This is a genomic window from Algoriphagus sp. AGSA1 (assembly GCF_021390545.1).
Taxonomy (GTDB): domain Bacteria; phylum Bacteroidota; class Bacteroidia; order Cytophagales; family Cyclobacteriaceae; genus Algoriphagus.
Genome location: NZ_JAJUWR010000020.1, coordinates 57,687 through 74,422 on the forward strand (window position 1 = coordinate 57,687; position 16,736 = coordinate 74,422).

The following is a 16,736-nucleotide window of genomic DNA, read 5'->3' on the forward strand; positions in this document are numbered from 1 at the left end:
GTTGATTTCCCCGAATATGAATCAGTCTAATAGTGGTACAAGAGTTTTTATTCCCGTTTCCAGTTGATCTTCTGTCAACGAAGCAAAACCAAGCCTTAACCCCATTATCGGCTCCCTATAACTGTATTTGTCAGGGGTTAAAATTAAAATCCCTTTTCTTTCCAACCGGGCTGCCAGATCAAAAATATCGATCTCTTTTTTTGGTTTCAGCCAAAAGGCAAGGCCTCCGTTTGGTTTTTGGAAATCCACCCTGGTATTCAGATGTGCTGTGAGCAGATTTTCAAAGTAGTCTCTTTTTTTCAAATAAATGGCACTCACCCTTTTCAAGTGCCGCTTAATCGCCCCTTCTTTAATGAGTTCTAATACAGCCTGTTCCATCATGGAATCTCCCTGGACATCTATTATTTTACGCAGTGCCACTATTTTATCTGTCAAGGTTTGATTTGTGAATAAATATCCTATCCGCAGTGCAGGAGCGACAATTTTACTCATTGTTCCGATATAAACATAGTTGTCTATATGTGCCAAACTTCCAACAGGAAAAACCGGTCGGGCCGCAAAATGGAACTCGTGATCATAGTCATCTTCAATCAGGTAGAAATTATGGATATTACTAAGCTCAATGAGTTCATATCGTCTCTTTATACTAAGAGTTACCGTAGTGGGGAACTGATGATGTGGAGTTATATAAATAGCTTTGATGGTATGCTTTTTTAAGATCTCCCTTATTTCCTCTACCACGATGCCTTGCTCATCCACCCCGACGGGAACCAACTTTGCCCCGGCATTTTCAAAGGCTAGCCAAGCAGGTTTATAGCCCGGATTCTCAATTATCACCATATCACCTTTATCAATTATACAATGGGAAGTCAGGAACATCGCCATTTGGCTACCACGTGTAACTACAATTTGGCTTGGATCTGTAGTAAGATTTCGTTTGAAATTCAGCATTTGGCTGATGGCTTCTCTAAATGGGTAATCGCCTTGAGCCTCTGAGTATCCCATCAGTTGCCTTCTTCCTTTTCGGCTAAAAATTTCTCTGTAAGCCTTGGCTAACGCATCAATTGGGGCAAGTTTGCTATCTGGAAAACCATCGTCAAACACGATAGAAGGTTTGGGGTTTGGTCTATTCTTCTCCGTCGGATAATCAATATCCTGAGAAAAAACTCTTGAACCGGCAGGAAGGATTTCCGCTACAAAAATTCCTTTACGCTCAACCGTAGTCAACCAACCTTCGATCAAAAGTACATTAAGGGCTTGCACTACGGTGTTACGGTTAACTTTTAATAGGCTGGCAAGTTTACGGCTACCTGGCAGACAATCACCGCTTTTAAGTTTGTTCTTTTTGATGGCATCTATAATCGCATCAGCTATCTGTAAATAAACAGCTTTTGTATCCTTCAAGTCAAGGTCGATTTGGAGTTCCCAAGGTCTAAGCATCTGGACTATCTGTTTTATTTAAAACTGAGCCACTAAGATAGTCCAAATATTTCAGATTTTTGTTTCGCAATAACGCAACAACTTAAAATTTTCAGAAAATGAAACTTGAAGAAAAGCAATTCAGCTCAAAGGATTTTCATGAAACATTTGACCGTCCTAGGTATGTAAAACCCACTAAGCTCATCCACAAAAATGTGGAGCAGGCCGGCCAACATGACCAATTTTCCACCGAAAGGAAGCATCCCGTATTCTTTGTTGACTTACCGACCAAAAATGTCAGTATGACAATCGGAGGACTTTTAAATGACCAAATCACCAACCGCCACCGACACACTTACGAAACAGTTTTATATGTAATTGAAGGGGAGGGCTGGACAGAAATTGAAGGAGAAAAAGTGGAATGGCAGGCAGGTGATGCTGTATATATTCCTTCCTGGGCTTGGCACAGGCACGGAAACCGCAGCCGCAAAAAAGAAGCAAAATACATTGCATGCGAAAATGCACCACAGTTACAAAACTTGGGAGTAGCCCTTCGAGAAGAAGAAGGCCGAGACCTGTAAATTAAAAATGTCCCTTCCTGGAAAGGGACATTTTTTCAAACTAAACTGATTCATACGATGAAATCGAGTATGTCGTAAACGACACTCACAGAGATGATTATAATCCTGCGAGATTCCATCTGACCATTAAAAGAAATTATATATAGATGAAAAATATACCTTTAAAAGGAATTATTGCCTATCCGATTACACCATTCGACATAGATGAGAAAGTTGATATTCCGCTTTTTAAGACTATGGTAGAAAGGCTTATTGCCAACGGTTCACACGGCATCGCGCCTCTGGGGAGCACAGGAGTTCTTCCATATCTTACCGATGAAGAGAAAGAAGCGGTTACGGAAGCTACTATCCAACAAGTAAATGCACGTGTTCCTGTAGTGGTGGGCGTTTCCAACCTGACAACAGAACGCACCGTTTACCACGCCAGGTTTGCGGAAAAAGCAGGGGCAACTGCCTTAATGATTATTCCAATGAGTTATTGGAAATTAACCGATGATGAAATAGTTAAGCACTATGATGCTGTTGCCGAACAGGTTTCTATCCCGATCATGGCTTATAATAATCCTGCCACCGGTGGAGTGGATATGTCTCCTGCATTGCTTAAACGGTTGCTTCAGATACCCAATGTCACTATGATAAAGGAAAGTACCGGAGATGTTCAGCGGATGCACTACCTACGAAAAGAACTGGGGGAAGATGTAGCATTTTATAATGGTTCAAATCCATTAGCTCTGGCTGCATTTGCAGCAGGTGCAGCCGGGTGGTGCACAGCAGCTCCTAATCTGATACCCAAGCTGAACTTAGGACTTTATGAAGCCATGGTAAAAAGCGATTTACCATTAGCCCAAAAAATATTCTACGAGCAGATTCATTTATTAAGGTTTATTGTAAACAAAGGGTTGCCCAGATCAATTAAAGCAGGGTTAACGATTATAGGAGAAGAAGGTGGAAATTTAAGAAGTCCATTAAAACCACTTTCATCCATTGAATCACAGGAATTGAGGTCGATCCTAACTACACTCAGGTAAAATGAAGTGGGACGAAAGTCCCACTTTAATAGCCCTTTATTCAAAATTAATTCCATCCTTTTCGGTTAGCATATCGGTTTCCTTTGGGGTGAAAAGAGGCATTACGTATTGAGAAATGAAGTGATAATTTTAGTGGTTATTTCTATATCCACCACCATCCTATGATCCCAGAATCCCTGGCCAGACAATTTTTTGTGATGCACAAACATTTTTTACGTATATCGGCCATAGATGATGAGCTGGGGATAAGCGGGAAGTTATTATCTTTTACGACTTCCGGATTGGATCTGTCCTATGCATTCGGAATGCTTCAGAAATAAGCATAGTCTATAGGATAGAATTCTGAAAATTTAAGGCTATTACCCCAATGTGTATTGTCTCCAACACCCTACTTTACTTTACATTCGTTACTTTCGTAGTAAGGCAAACCGTAAAAAATATCAAGTAAGTGGGGCAACATTTTGAAAATAACGATAACATGAAACCAAAATTCATATCTATTAGTGAAGATATCATTGAGAAAATAAAATCCAGGGAATTACAACCGGGAGATAGGGTGCCCTCTGAGAATGAACTGATAAAACGATATGAAGTAAGCAATACTACAGCCCGCAAAAGTCTTCTGGAAATCGAATCTAGAGGTTGGGCCCAGCGAATAAAGGGAAAAGGGACTTTTGTTTTGAACAGGAACGAAGATCATCGCATTCTCCGCACTCTGGGGTCTATTGATTCTACCCGGAGGGGGTTCAATGAGAGTTTGAAGGCAGAAGGTTTTAATCCGAAAAATATTGTACTGGAAAAAACAATATTAAATCACGGGGTTTCCTCTGAGATCAGTGGAAAGCACTATATCATGGAAGGCCCTATTCTCAAAATCCATCAAGTGCGCTATGCCAACGATATTGTGCTGAAAGATGAAATTAAGTACATTTCTCTCAAGCTTTGTCCCAAGATTAATAAGATGTCTACCGAGATTTCATATTTCAAAATCTACGAAGACAAGTACGATCTTAAGATCTCAGATATTAAACAAAACCTTAGCACAATGATCCTGATGCCTCAAGCAGAAGGAAATAATTTTGAAGTTTCGGATCCTTTGCCTGCCTTTGTGCTTGACAGTGTAGTTCTGTGTTATTCAGATACAGTCGTTGAAATTGAGAAATCTTACTATCGTGGAGACAAATATAAATTTGCCATTGTCGCCAATCCCGAATATTATAGCGAATCGTCTACTCCAGAAACAAACCATGCAGACAAATGATTATCTATTGTGAAAAATAGCTTGGCACTGTTTTTTTTATAAATACTTTTCCTACAAATGGAATTACGTTGTTGATGCTTAGTGCGTTAATATTTTTTGTTGCCGAACGCTCTTCTGCCATCCATAAATTTCGTAAACACCTATTTAATTGATATAATTATCGGGGTTGCGCTAAAAATTGAAAATTAAATCTCGATTATTTGTTTTTAATAAATCAAACTTCTATTATTGAAAAATAATACTTAGAGCGTTAAGCTGATGAAAGCAAAAATACGATGGTTTATACTTATCCTGGTCTTCATAGCTACAGGTCTTAATTTTCTCGACAGACAGGTGCTGTCAATGACCATTATTAAGATACAGGATGAGCTGAACATTACTGATGTGCAATACGGCATAATTAATACTAGTTTCCTTATCAGCTATGCGTTGATGTTTACTATCGGTGGACGGTTGATTGATAAAATCGGAGGAAAACTTGGGCTTGCACTTTCGGTTGGGATATGGTCTACAGCAAGTGTTTTACATGGGGTGATAACCGGGTTTTATCATTTACTTGCTTTTAGGTTTCTGCTCGGAATAGGGGAAGGGGGATGCTTTCCCGGTGCTGCCAAAACGGTATATGAATGGTTTGGAAGAAAAGAACGTGCACTGGCAAACGGGATTGCCATTGGCGGTTCTGCAATCGGCGCAGTAGTGGCCCCGCCTCTTACCATTCTTATTTCTTCCACCTATGGCTGGCGTTGGACCTTCATTATTCCTGGGCTGTTCGGCATTCTATGGGTGTTGGCATGGGTAGCAATCTCATGGAGAAACAAGGGCGGCGCCACTCAGGACCAAGAAGTAAATGCCCCGGTCGAACGGGCAGAAGGAATATCATTTCGTGAGATCATAAAAAACAGATCGGCACGTGTCTTAGTCCTAATGCGTTTTTTATTGGATCCGGTGTTCTATTTTCTCATGTTTTGGGTGCCCAAGTACTTAAGTGAGGAACGTGGACTATCCTTTGATAGGATTGGAGAGCTTTTCTGGATACCGTTCATGGCGCTTGGAGTTTCCAACATCATAGGGGGATGGATATCCGATAAATTGATTGCGAACAACCTTTCGGTAAATGCTGCCCGGAAATGGGTTATGGGGTCTGCAGCCCTACTCACCCTGATTGCGCCTTTTATTTCCCGGGTTTCGTCGGTGGAACTTGCTGTTGGGTTTATGGCAATAATGATGTTTGCCCACGGATTTTGGATCACCAACTATATCACTGCCATCTCGGATATATTTGGAAAATATGCGACCTCAACGGTAGTGGGACTGTCCGGAACTGCCGGGGCATTGGCTGGAGTGCTGGTCAATCCTCTAATTGGAATGGTCGTGCAAAATTATTCCTATGGGCCGCTATGGTTGGTAGCAGGGATCATGTACCCTCTTACTTTTCTCATTATGCTCATTTTCATCCCTAACTTAAACCCTTTAGCTGTGCGAGTTCTATTAAGATAGGAGCATAAGGATTTTAGTGACATTTTACTTAGTGCGTTAACGTTGAAATTTATTATTGAAGCTATGAAACATTTCTACAAACCAATCTTTCTGATGATGTTCTTCATGTGGGCATCAGCCGGATTTGGCCAGGAAATTACCCTGAAGGGTACAGTTTCCGACGGAGAAAGCGGAGAAGGCCTTCCTGGTGTAAGTATTCTGCTAAAAGGTACCGCTGTCGGTACCGTTACGGATGTCATGGGGAACTACACAATAAAAGTACCTGATGGCCCCGGAACACTTGTATTTTCATTTATTGGGTACCGTACCCAGGAAATACCCATTGACAACCGGAAAGTCGTGGATCTGGTTATGGAGGTTGATATTACCTCTCTAACCGAGGTAGTAGTGGTTGGTTACGGGACAACGACCAAAAAAGACATGACTGGCTCCATTGAAACCGTCGATATGGAAGACGTACAAAAGGCACCGGTCAAGTCCTTTGATGAGGCACTTGCCGGAAGGGTTGCGGGAGTGACGGTTTCAGGTAATGATGGCCAGCCGGGATCCAATAACAACATCATCATCCGGGGAGTCGGTTCCATTACCGGTTCTACAGCACCGCTATATGTAGTTGACGGTTTTCCAATGGAAGATTCCTATGCCAATTCTTTGAATCTTAATGATATAGAATCAATGACGGTTCTCAAGGATGCTTCTGCAACGGCAATATATGGTGCACGTGGAGCCAACGGGGTTATTATTATAACAACCAAGAGAGGAAAGATGGGAGCTCCGGAAATTTCTTACAATATGTACTACGGGATTTCACAAAACCCAAATCCCATCAAGCTGATGGACGCTTACCAATTCGTGAAGTACCAAAGTGAGCTAAATCCTGAAGTAGCCGACAAGATTTATTTCACGAACGGAAAATCGCTGGAAGATTATCGCAACGTTGAAAGTATAGATCTGCAGGATCAGATTTACCAAAATGCCCCCGTACTTAACCATGAGCTTTCCATTCGGGGAGGAAATGGTAAAACAAACTATTCTATTTCTGGAAATATACTTAACCAAGAAGGAATAGCCATCAATTCAGGCTTCAGACGGTATTCCGGAAGGATTACCTTAGATCAGGAAATCAATAATAAAATTAAAGTGGGCGCAGATATAGCCTACAGCAGCGAGGAAACATACGGTGCTATCATGACGCAGTCTTCTTCCAATTCCCTGACTTACGGAAATCTGAGCTTGATGGCTTCGGTATGGGGATTCCGCCCGGTGGCTGGTGAAAATGAAAACGTCATGGATGAACTTTTTGACCCTACCATTCCCTCTACGGATTTCAGGGTAAACCCAATATTATCGGCAAAGAACGAACATCGTGTAACGGCAGTGAACAACCTCAGGGCCAACGGGTTCTTCGAATACTCGATCATTCCCGAACTTACCCTGAAACTGGCCGGTGGTATTAATAATATTATGGTTAGGAGGGAAGGTTTTTTCAATTCTTTGACGACCGCAGGGAACGATAGAAGAGATCAAAAGCAAAATGGGTTCATTTATTTCCGGCCGGTAAACAACTGGAACAATACCAATACACTCACCTTCAAGAAAACCTACAATAATATCCATAGCTTCAATGCTGTCATCGGAACGGCGATACAAAAGCAGGAAGATGGGAATTATGGGTTTTCTGCCATTCAGGTCTTAAATGAAGGTACAGCGGTTGATGGCCTAGATGAGGCTGCTGAGAATTTTGGGACTTCAGGCAGATCGAGCTGGGCACTGGCATCTTTTCTTGGGCGGCTTAATTATAGTTATAAATCCAAATACATGCTTACTTCATCGGCGAGGTATGACGGATCGTCAAAGTTCGCACCAGGAAATCGCTGGGGATTCTTTCCTTCGGCAGCGTTGGCATGGCGCATGTCGGAGGAGGATTTGCTGAAGGGTATCAGCTTTATCACCGATGCCAAACTGAGGCTGAGCCATGGTGCCACCGGGAACAACCGTGTATCAGATTTCGCCTATTTGTCGACACTAACCATTCCAAGGTCCGGTGGGTACTCGTTCAACAACAGTGAACCGATTAGAGGAGCATTACTTGAAAATTACGGCAACCCAAACCTTAAGTGGGAAACTACCGTGCAGACGGACATAGGTTATGACCTGTCCGTACTGGAAGGCAGGTTGGAGATTACGCTGGATGTTTATCGTAAAATGACCAAAAATGTATTGTTGAATGCTGATCTGCCTTATTCCACAGGGTTAACGAATATTTATAATTCAGCTTCCGCCTACAAGAATATCGGTAAGATCAAGAACGAGGGACTAGAGCTTACACTAAACACCGTAAACATCGCAAAAGGAGATTTTGAGTGGAGAACCAACTTCAATATCACTTTTAACCGCAATGAAGTGATAGAGCTGAACGAGGGTCAGACCTCGTTGCTTGAAAACGTGAACTTTGACCAATATTTCAGTAATACCCATCCCTATATAGCACAGGTGGGACAGCCTATCGGCCAAATGTATGGACTGATCTGGGACGGTGTGTACCAGTACGGGGATTTCGATCAGGTGTTGGGCGAGTATGTTCTGAAAGACAACATTCCCACCAATGGGCAACCCCGGGCAAATATACAACCAGGCGACATTAAATACCGTGACATCAATGGTGACCTGTTGGTGAATGAAATGGATTTCACGGTAATAGGAAGGGGCATCCCCTTCCATAGCGGCGGGTTTAACAACAGCTTAAAATATAGAGGTTTTGATATCAATGTTTTTTTCCAATGGTCTTATGGCAATGATATTATAAACGCCAACCGTTTGTTTTTCGAAGGTAACGCAAGAAACCTGATTTCCCTGAACCAGTACGCCGTCTATGAGAACCGATGGAGCCCCGAAAATCCTAGCGAGGAGTATTTCAGGACCGCAGGGAAAAAGGATACCTGGTACACCAGCAGAGTGGTCGAAGATGGCTCTTTTTTGCGGTTGAAAACGGTTTCTTTGGGTTATAGCTTCAGCGAGTTGTTTCTCAATAAGGTTTGGCTGAAAAGCATGAGGCTCTATGCGTCAGCACAAAATCTGTATACCTGGACCAACTACTCGGGTTCAAACCCTGATGTTTCGACCCGGCATTCGGCACTTACACCCGGATTTGACTTTGCCGCGTACCCGTTGGCTAGGACATTCACCGTTGGATTATCCACCACTTTCTAAACTTAAAATTGAACGGTCATGAATTTCAAATTATATACATTAATCTTTCTATTGGGAATTTTCTGCACCTCCTGCGAAGATTTCCTCAGCACAGAGCCCACCAATTTTATTGCTCCGGAATATTCCACGATTGCGGAGCTCGAAACGGGTCTGTCCGGTGTTTATGACGTGCTGGGAAGCCAGGCCACCTATGGGGATGTAATTCCCTATTGGCTAAATGTCAGCACGGACATTGAATACACCAATACCGGCCAACTTAATACCACGGCATACATTTATACACCTACAGATGCCCAGATTACCAATCTCTGGAAGACCCTTTATCAGGGTATATACAGGGCGAACCTTGTACTTGCCAAGGTGGATAATCCCGAATTGGATGAGGATGCAAGGAACAAAATCAAAGGCCAGGCGCTATTCCTCAGAGGGTATTATTACTTTTTGTTGGTAAAAAACTATGGAGGTGTGCCCATGCTACTTACCGAAAAACCGGATATCGGTAACGTCAACGTCCCGAGATCATCTATCGAAGAGGTATATGCACATATACTCCAAGATATGAAAGCAGCAGAGGGTCTGGTAGAAGAGGCGGAAAACTTGAGCGGGGGAGGGAGGATTTCCCGTTCGGCTGTCCAGGGAATCCTTGCCCGTGTGTGTTTAACCATGGCCGGTTACCCATTGGGAGATAAGCCCAAGTACGCCGAAGCGTTGGAGTGGGCTAAAAAAGTGCAGGAATCGAATTTTCATGCACTTAACCCTGACTATAAGGACATTTTTATCAAATACGCCAAGGATGAGTACGACAACAAGGAAAGTATTTGGGAAGTAGAATTCTACGGCCTGTTGTCTTCGGGATCTCAAGAGTATACCTATTACATCGGAGCGCGTGGAGGTATAAGAAGCGCAGATGAACAGATAGGCTATAGTGGAGGGTCTGTTCTGGCTACCAGATGGTTATATGACCTTTATGAAACCGGAGATGAAAATTCTGAGTCACCGGAAGAGTCACCGGATCTGCGAAGGGACTGGAACATTGCTCCTTTTACTTATATAGGCGTCCCTGCTGTACAGACTTACAATCCGGATCTTTGGAGAAGAACAATGGGTAAGTGGAGAAGAGAGTACGAAACCCTAACTCCCAAAGACAGGGTAGTGTCGGCACAAAATTTTCCTATTCTCCGGTATTCTGATGTGCTGTTGATGATCGCAGAAGCTGAAAATGAAGTGAACGGCCCAACCGGCCTTGCATATGATGCCATCAATCAGGTGAGGAGGAGAGCCTACGGCCTATTGCTTCCGGTACCCCCGAATCCGGAGGTGGACGCGGAATTACCCTCAGGAATGAGCAAAGCGGAATTTTTCCAGGCAATAATTGATGAACGCGCAAGGGAGTTTTGTTTCGAGGCCTCCAGAAGGCCTGATTACATCCGTTGGGGAACTTTTGTCGGACGGATGAAAGAATACAGAGTGTGGGCATTAGAGAATGATGCCGCCCAGGGACACGTGTTGGCTCCTACCAACATTTCTGAGAGAAATTATTTACTGCCTATTCCAACTGCGGAGATGGCTTTAAACAAAGCATTAACCCAAAACCCGGGATATTAAAACAGACAGATATGAAGTTCTTAAATACATTTATACCGTTGATGATCATTTTGTTCTCGTGTGAATACAGATTAGAGGTAGATGCTCCTGACTTTGATGTAAAATTGCAGGCGGGGCCTGTCTACAAAACAGGAGATACAGTAAGGTTCGCTTTTACCGGTTATGCCGGTAACATTACCTTTTATTCCGGTCTTCCTGGCGCAGACTATGAATTCCGGAACAGGACGGAAATCAAGGACGGCGTTCCGCAGATTGAACTGGTGACTCAGTACGGAGGTGGGGGAACCCAACTCGGTTCTCTAAGACTTATGGTGACTGCCGACCTGGCTTCCATGGATTCTGCCGGTGTGGTAAATGCTACTTGGACAGATATTACTGAGAAAGCCGATATTGCTTCTAACACCACCATAACTCCCTCGGGCGTTCTGGATCTGAGCGGGTACATTGACCCTGGAAAACCCTTGTATTTCGGATTCAAATTTATAGGTGAGACTAGTGATACTCATATTCCGGGCAACTGGATAATCCACGATTTTGTGGCAAATACGGTTATGGACGATGGCAATGCGCTGCCGGTAGTGACGATGCCTTCTGCAAGCTGGTCTACGTTTAGCATTCTCAACGATGCCTCTCAATGGATCCTCAGAAACAACAATACCCAAGCATACATCATCGGTGGAGGCTTCAATGCGCCGCAGAGTGAAGACTGGATGATCACCAAAGCACTGAACTTCACCAAGGTTCCGCCGGATACAGGCCTCCCTATTCAGAACATTGGCTCGAACGCGCTGGAAGGGTATGAATTTGTATACAATACTCCGGGAACATACACCGTGACGTTCATGGGATCAAACTACACTGTAGATGACCATAAAGAGGTGATCAGGCAGTTTACGATTACGGTTGAGTAGGAAAAACGCCAATGTACTAGCGGGTAAAGTTCTTCCGGGTAATCTTTTTGACCTATAGGAAGGGAAATTTAGAATAAGCAAACGGGGTGTTTTAAGAAAACACCATGGCTAATACGGAATTGGATTGGAATGTAGAATAATACTTAGTGCGTTAATAATATAAAAATAGCTTAAACAAAGAATTATGAATGAACTATTAAAAGGGGAACAGGTCGGCATGAACGGACAGGTGGTAAGAAGGGAGGAAACTGTTCCCAGAATAGGTGTTTTTGGGGTCGGATATTTCAAATATTGGGCGCAATTCGACGGTCTCTTGGAAGATTTGCTGGAAAAACAAAACGTATTTGTAGAGAAATTAAAGAAAAATAAAGCAGACATAATAGAATTTGGGTTGGTTGACGACGCAAAAAGCGCTTACGACCTTGTGCCAAAGCTTAAAGCAGCCAATCTGGATCTCATTTTTTGTGACATGCTCACCTACGCCACCTCCAGCACATTCGGTGTCATCATCAAGAACCTGGATGTACCCATCGTATTGGTGGCCTTACAGCCAGACAAGGCAATGGATTATTCAAAGGCCTCAACTTATATGCAACTTTACAACGATGACGTCTGCTCCTTGCCGGAGTTTACCGGTGTTGCGGTGAGAATGGGAAAAAAAGTCCCTGAAGTCATCATTGGTACGTTGCACGATGATCCTCAGTCGGAAAAGGAGATCAGAGAATATTGCAACATTGCGAGGGTTTTAAATGGATTAAAAACAGCACGCATCGGACATATAGGACATCCTATTGAAGCCATGCTCGATATGCACTCTGATTCCACCATGCTCACAGCGCATTTTGGGGTGCACGTTGTGCAGTGTGAAGCCCATGAGATCGTCACCAAATACCAGAGAGAAGTAAATGAAAATGAAATAGAAACTGAAGAGCAGCGCATACTCGCATTTTTTGATACGCCGGATCCGGTTTCTGACCCGATTTCGGAAAAACTTAAGCAGGAAGACCTGGAGGTCGCGGCGAGCGTATCGGTAGCCTTGAAAAAATTTGTGGAAGATAAGGAGCTGGACGGGCTTGCCTATTATTATAATGGAGAGGAAAACAGCGACACCCAGTTGGTAATGTCTAATCTAATCGTAGGCAACTCCCTGCTGACGAGCGCTGGTTTTCCCATGTGCGGCGAATCCGATTTGAAATGCTGTCTGGCAATGTTCATTATGGACAGGCTCAGGATCGGCGGAAGCTTCGCAGAATTTCACCCGGTTGATTTTAAGGAGAATTTTATTCTTGTAGGGCACGACGGCCCGCATAATATTTCCATTGCGGAAGGTAAACCGGTTTTGAGAAGCTTGAAGAAATATCATGGAAAGCCGGGTTTTGGTGCAGGAGTGGAATTTAAAATCAAGGAAGGCCCTATTACGATGTTGAGCATCACCTCCACTTATGAGGGCAAATTCAAATTTGTTATCGCAGAAGGAGAATCGGTGGAAGGTCCAATACCGCCAACAGGAAATACCAATACCCGGGGTTACTTTAAACCGGATGTAAGGACCTTTCTTACGAAATGGGTCAAGGAAGGACCAACCCATCATTTTGCATTGGGAGTAGGTCACCATGCGAAGACGATCAGGAAGATCGCTGAATACTTAAACATTGAAGCAGTTATAGTTGAATAGCAAATTGTGAAGACTAAAGCAATCCCTAAGGCCGGAGCAGAGCTCACCTCCAAGGAAGGCTTTGGCCTTCCTACATCAAAACATCTGAACATGAACACAGTTCGTACAATTATTTTCTTAGTCTTTATTATATTCTCCGGAAATATAGCCGCCGACGATAGCATTGCGAAAAAACCATTGCAAAAGCTGTTTTTTCTTGATTTTGAAGAAGGTTTTTCACCCTTTGCAATGGGGGGAAACGATCCGTTGAACAAAAATTTTCCGGAGTTGATCTCTGGTGTGGACGGCAAAGCTGCTTTTTTTGAAGCGGGCAAAGTATTGCAATATCCTTCGCTGAAAAATCTGGATAAAGAAAAAGGAACGATCAGCTTCTGGCTGAAGACAGGCGACAAAATGCCAGAGCAAGGGCCCCTGACGCTATTTTCAGAAAACGGTCCAAAAGATGCAGGTGAGAACAATTTTCGGATTGAGCTTTTTCCAGGCCGTTTTATTCGTTTCAGCTTGAAAGACTCCAGGGATTCCTTCATTTATTATCACAAGATCGACTCTTGGAAAGGAAATGTATGGCACCACCTGTCCATCACCTGGAATGTGAAGAAGGGCGCTTTTATCTATGTGGACGGAAAAGCCGCATCTACCGGATGGATGCCACGGTGGATTCCCAAAAGCTACGACAGCTTTTTTATAGGTGCAGGTAACGCCGGCGGAGAAGAAGCATCGCATGTTGCCATCGACGAATTTACTATTTACAACCGAGAATTCACAGAAGTAGAAGCGGGAGAAGAATTCCTTAAATACCGGCATTTCTCTGCCCAAATTTCGGTTAAAGATCCCTTTATTCCGGCAGGCAAGGAGAATATTCTGACTGCGGAACTCGTCAACCCTTCGGATCATCCGGTAGCACTAACGAACATCGTATGCACGCTCACCGATCACAATGGGGACGAACTGTTTAAGGCTGATTTGGAAGAGCAGTCGCTGAAAAAATCGAGTCATACAACCCTGCAGATTCCGGTGAAAACAGATAAAACAGGTACTTTTTCTTTCACCATCACATACCTTGAGAATAACCAAAGAAAACAAACCGTTACGCCGCTTCATGTCTTCGAAAGTAAAGAAAAGGCGGTGGCGCAGGATTGGAGCTATCAATTGGTCTCTCATGTAAAAGCTACTGAAAAAGAGCCTATTGCAGAATCCGGAGGCACCCTTGTTTGTGAAACTTCTTTTGGCAGTTATAGGGAGGCTGGAAAGCATTTCAACGACCGGTTTGCAATGGATTTTGAAGTAGATGCAGTCGGAGAGCCGCACCTGGCAATCGTCACTTATCCGGATGATAAACCGCGGACCATGGAAATTATGCTGCAGCATTTCAATGGCGCCATAGACTTCCAATCGCATACCGGTGTCTTAACCGGTGAAGAATACCCGTTGACTAATGCTGATAAAGAATTTGAGATCGTGTTTTGGCCTCGTTCGAAAAAACAGGCGTTTGTCTTTATGACAGCGGAAAAGGGGTATCCGGCGGCAGTGAAAGACATCAAAATTTATAAGATTGATAAATTTAAAGTCGCGTCCTCGGAGAGCAATTTCCACGGAAGTGTACCTTCCCGTAGCAGCGGCTTGTATTATGAAGACCCAGTGCTGTTCCACAACTTTGGGTCGGGAAGAGACCATCAGGGGTTTGTTATCGCTACCGATCGCCTTATGCAATACCTGCATTCCATGGGGCAGAAGGAGTTTGAATACCCGCTGGCGTGGTATGCAGGGCCGTTATATGGGACATCGGTAGAGCCCTTCCAGCCAGATATTGATGGCGCGCAAGGCGGACAACGCCCACATCCTGATGGTTACCCGGCATACCTCATCAAGCGTCTGGGTGAACAAAATATGAAATTTACCGCCGGCCTGCACATCCATACCCTGCCCAGATTAAATAAATATGCACTGGCTGATTGGGAAAGAATCAACAGCGGTGAAGAAACGGTCATCAACATCAACAAAGACGGAAAACTGTGGTACGGCTACTGGCATGGCAACGACCCCAACTTCAATGCTGCAGATCCGAGGGTAATGCATGCTGTCGATACTATTGTCATGGAAATTGCGGAGCGCTATGCGAAGGAACCTGCTTTTGACGGAATTTCTCTTGTAATGGCCAAGCCTAAACTCTTCACCTTTGGCTCTCTGGCTTCCGGTTATAACGATTCTAATTTACAGCGCTTTCAAGAAGCTTCCGGTATTGAAATTCCCGGGTACGTTTCCGGTGATACCAGTCGGTTTAGGAAAAGCTCTGAATGGATTATGGGAAATGCTGAAGCCAAGAAAGCCTGGATCGACTGGCGGTGCCAAATCTTATATGAGCATTATGCTGCGATGGGCAGAAAACTGGCCGCTTATCGTCCGGATTTAAAACTCAAGCTCAATGTTTTTGTTCACCTGATGCACAATCAGCGACTTGCAGACTACCTCAATGAACCTCCGGTAGAAGTAATGCGCGAAATGGGCATTGATCCCGCCCTATATAAAAACGAAAAGAACATCGTCATCAACCATACGCTGGTGCCGGCGGATCTTCGATGGAAGCGTTCACATTATCCTCCCGCCATTCCCAATATAGACCGCACGGTAATGACCGCCCCGGAGATGGTGACTTCCATGCAGGGCTTGGAAAACATTCGTGTTACGATCCATGATCGTTATTGGGAAGATGCAATAGGACGGGAAAAACCGATGGAAGGACTCACTGAAATGGGGGTAAGTGAAATGGTTTGGAGGGCATCAACTTTGAATGCCTCCGGCTTCCATAGTCTGGAGCCTTATGTTATTGCACTCAATAATCTCGATGCTGCAAGCATCGTGAAAGGAGGCTATGTGGTGGGCACTTTTGGGATGGAAAAAGAGCTGTCGGAATTTTCGAAAGCTTTTCAGGCTTTGCCGGCGACGAAATTTGAAGATATCCCCGGTCTTGCTGACCCGGTGCGGGTACGACAAAAGATTGTTGATGGAAAATTGTATTTCTACGTGCTGAATACCATTCCTGCAGCTGTGGAAATCAGCATAAGATTGAATGAAACAGGAAAAATACAGGAACCTGCGAAAAATAAGGTTTATGCAAAGTCCAAAACTTTACATCTGAAGCTCGCTCCATATGAGCTAAGAACATTTGTCAGTTCATCGGACACTCCTCAGGGTATTTCCGGCGGCAAGGTAAAAGTGGACAAAGAGTGGCTGGCTGATCTCGAGAAGTCACTGACAGCTATGGAAGACCGTGCGGTGGAAAAAGAAGAAAGCTTCCGGAAGCGCGGTCCTTATCTCGAACTGGCAAGAGAACACTGGAGCAAAAAACATTTCTGCCGAGTGTACTTTCTTTTGCAGGAGGGTTGGGGAGAATACGAGGCCACAACAGAGAAATAAAGACATTTCTAGGAGCAATTGATAGCAATATAAGTAAGGGGAAAGCAAGGGCCACAGGACTAATGACAGTGAAATGATGTGATTGGTCTTCTTCCTCTTCTTTTCTTTATTATTATATATTTAGTTTCAACTCAT

Annotated in this window: 11 protein-coding genes; 10 read left to right on the top strand and 1 reads right to left on the bottom strand. The window is 43.8% G+C overall.

Translation table 11 applies throughout. The annotated features are described in order from the left end of the window. Positions 1-21 precede the first annotated feature (21 nt). Complete coding sequence (locus LZF95_RS16405; protein ID WP_192085577.1) at positions 22-1,440, bottom strand: PLP-dependent aminotransferase family protein; 1,419 nt, start codon at positions 1,438-1,440, stop codon at positions 22-24. A 98-nt stretch (positions 1,441-1,538) separates the two neighbouring features. Here LZF95_RS16405 and LZF95_RS16410 point away from each other — a divergent pair, with 98 nt between their 5' ends. The 10 genes from LZF95_RS16410 (at position 1,539) to LZF95_RS16455 (ending at position 16,601) form a co-directional block, all read left to right on the top strand. After that, the gene (locus LZF95_RS16410; RefSeq protein WP_192085575.1) at positions 1,539-2,000 is read left to right on the top strand and encodes a cupin domain-containing protein; all 462 of its coding nucleotides are present in this window, start codon (positions 1,539-1,541) and stop codon (positions 1,998-2,000) included. A 146-nt stretch (positions 2,001-2,146) separates the two neighbouring features. Further along, positions 2,147-3,028, top strand: a complete 882-nt coding sequence (locus LZF95_RS16415; RefSeq protein WP_192085573.1) for a dihydrodipicolinate synthase family protein — start codon at positions 2,147-2,149, stop codon at positions 3,026-3,028. Between the two features lie 161 nt (positions 3,029-3,189). Further along, positions 3,190-3,348 (top strand): hypothetical protein, encoded by a 159-nt coding sequence (locus LZF95_RS16420; RefSeq protein WP_192085571.1) that lies wholly within the window; start codon positions 3,190-3,192, stop codon positions 3,346-3,348. A gap of 158 nt (positions 3,349-3,506) precedes the next feature. Beyond that, positions 3,507-4,289, top strand: a complete 783-nt coding sequence (locus LZF95_RS16425) for a GntR family transcriptional regulator (RefSeq protein ID WP_192085569.1) — start codon at positions 3,507-3,509, stop codon at positions 4,287-4,289. A 258-nt stretch (positions 4,290-4,547) separates the two neighbouring features. After that, positions 4,548-5,786, top strand: a complete 1,239-nt coding sequence (locus LZF95_RS16430; RefSeq protein WP_192085567.1) for an MFS transporter — start codon at positions 4,548-4,550, stop codon at positions 5,784-5,786. 63 nt (positions 5,787-5,849) lie between these two features. Further along, positions 5,850-8,996, top strand: coding sequence for a TonB-dependent receptor (locus LZF95_RS16435; RefSeq protein WP_225586749.1), 3,147 nt, complete (start codon positions 5,850-5,852; stop codon positions 8,994-8,996). Positions 8,997-9,014: 18 nt separating this feature from the next. Beyond that, a complete protein-coding gene (locus tag LZF95_RS16440) occupies positions 9,015-10,601 on the top strand; it encodes a RagB/SusD family nutrient uptake outer membrane protein (protein WP_192085563.1) in 1,587 nt (528 codons plus the stop codon). Positions 10,602-10,612: 11 nt separating this feature from the next. After that, on the top strand, positions 10,613-11,512 hold the full coding sequence (locus LZF95_RS16445; protein WP_192085561.1) for a DUF5017 domain-containing protein: 900 nt from the start codon (positions 10,613-10,615) through the stop codon (positions 11,510-11,512). 184 nt (positions 11,513-11,696) lie between these two features. Continuing rightward, positions 11,697-13,187 carry an L-fucose/L-arabinose isomerase family protein gene (locus tag LZF95_RS16450; protein WP_192085560.1) on the top strand — a complete coding sequence of 497 codons (1,491 nt, stop codon included), beginning with the start codon at positions 11,697-11,699 and terminating at the stop codon, positions 13,185-13,187. Between the two features lie 6 nt (positions 13,188-13,193). Further along, positions 13,194-16,601 (top strand): LamG domain-containing protein, encoded by a 3,408-nt coding sequence (locus LZF95_RS16455; RefSeq protein WP_192085559.1) that lies wholly within the window; start codon positions 13,194-13,196, stop codon positions 16,599-16,601. Positions 16,602-16,736: the final 135 nt, after the last annotated feature.

Excerpts from the sequence above, each read along its gene's own strand:
- LZF95_RS16405 (WP_192085577.1), bottom strand. The coding sequence starts at position 1,440 with ATGCTTAGACCTTGGGAACTCCAAATCGACCTTGACTTGAAGGATACA.
- LZF95_RS16410 (WP_192085575.1), top strand. The coding sequence starts at position 1,539 with ATGAAACTTGAAGAAAAGCAATTCAGCTCAAAGGATTTTCATGAAACA.
- LZF95_RS16415 (WP_192085573.1), top strand. The coding sequence starts at position 2,147 with ATGAAAAATATACCTTTAAAAGGAATTATTGCCTATCCGATTACACCA.
- LZF95_RS16420 (WP_192085571.1), top strand. The coding sequence starts at position 3,190 with ATGATCCCAGAATCCCTGGCCAGACAATTTTTTGTGATGCACAAACAT.
- LZF95_RS16425 (WP_192085569.1), top strand. The coding sequence starts at position 3,507 with ATGAAACCAAAATTCATATCTATTAGTGAAGATATCATTGAGAAAATA.
- LZF95_RS16430 (WP_192085567.1), top strand. The coding sequence starts at position 4,548 with ATGAAAGCAAAAATACGATGGTTTATACTTATCCTGGTCTTCATAGCT.
- LZF95_RS16435 (WP_225586749.1), top strand. The coding sequence starts at position 5,850 with ATGAAACATTTCTACAAACCAATCTTTCTGATGATGTTCTTCATGTGG.
- LZF95_RS16440 (WP_192085563.1), top strand. The coding sequence starts at position 9,015 with ATGAATTTCAAATTATATACATTAATCTTTCTATTGGGAATTTTCTGC.
- LZF95_RS16445 (WP_192085561.1), top strand. The coding sequence starts at position 10,613 with ATGAAGTTCTTAAATACATTTATACCGTTGATGATCATTTTGTTCTCG.
- LZF95_RS16450 (WP_192085560.1), top strand. The coding sequence starts at position 11,697 with ATGAATGAACTATTAAAAGGGGAACAGGTCGGCATGAACGGACAGGTG.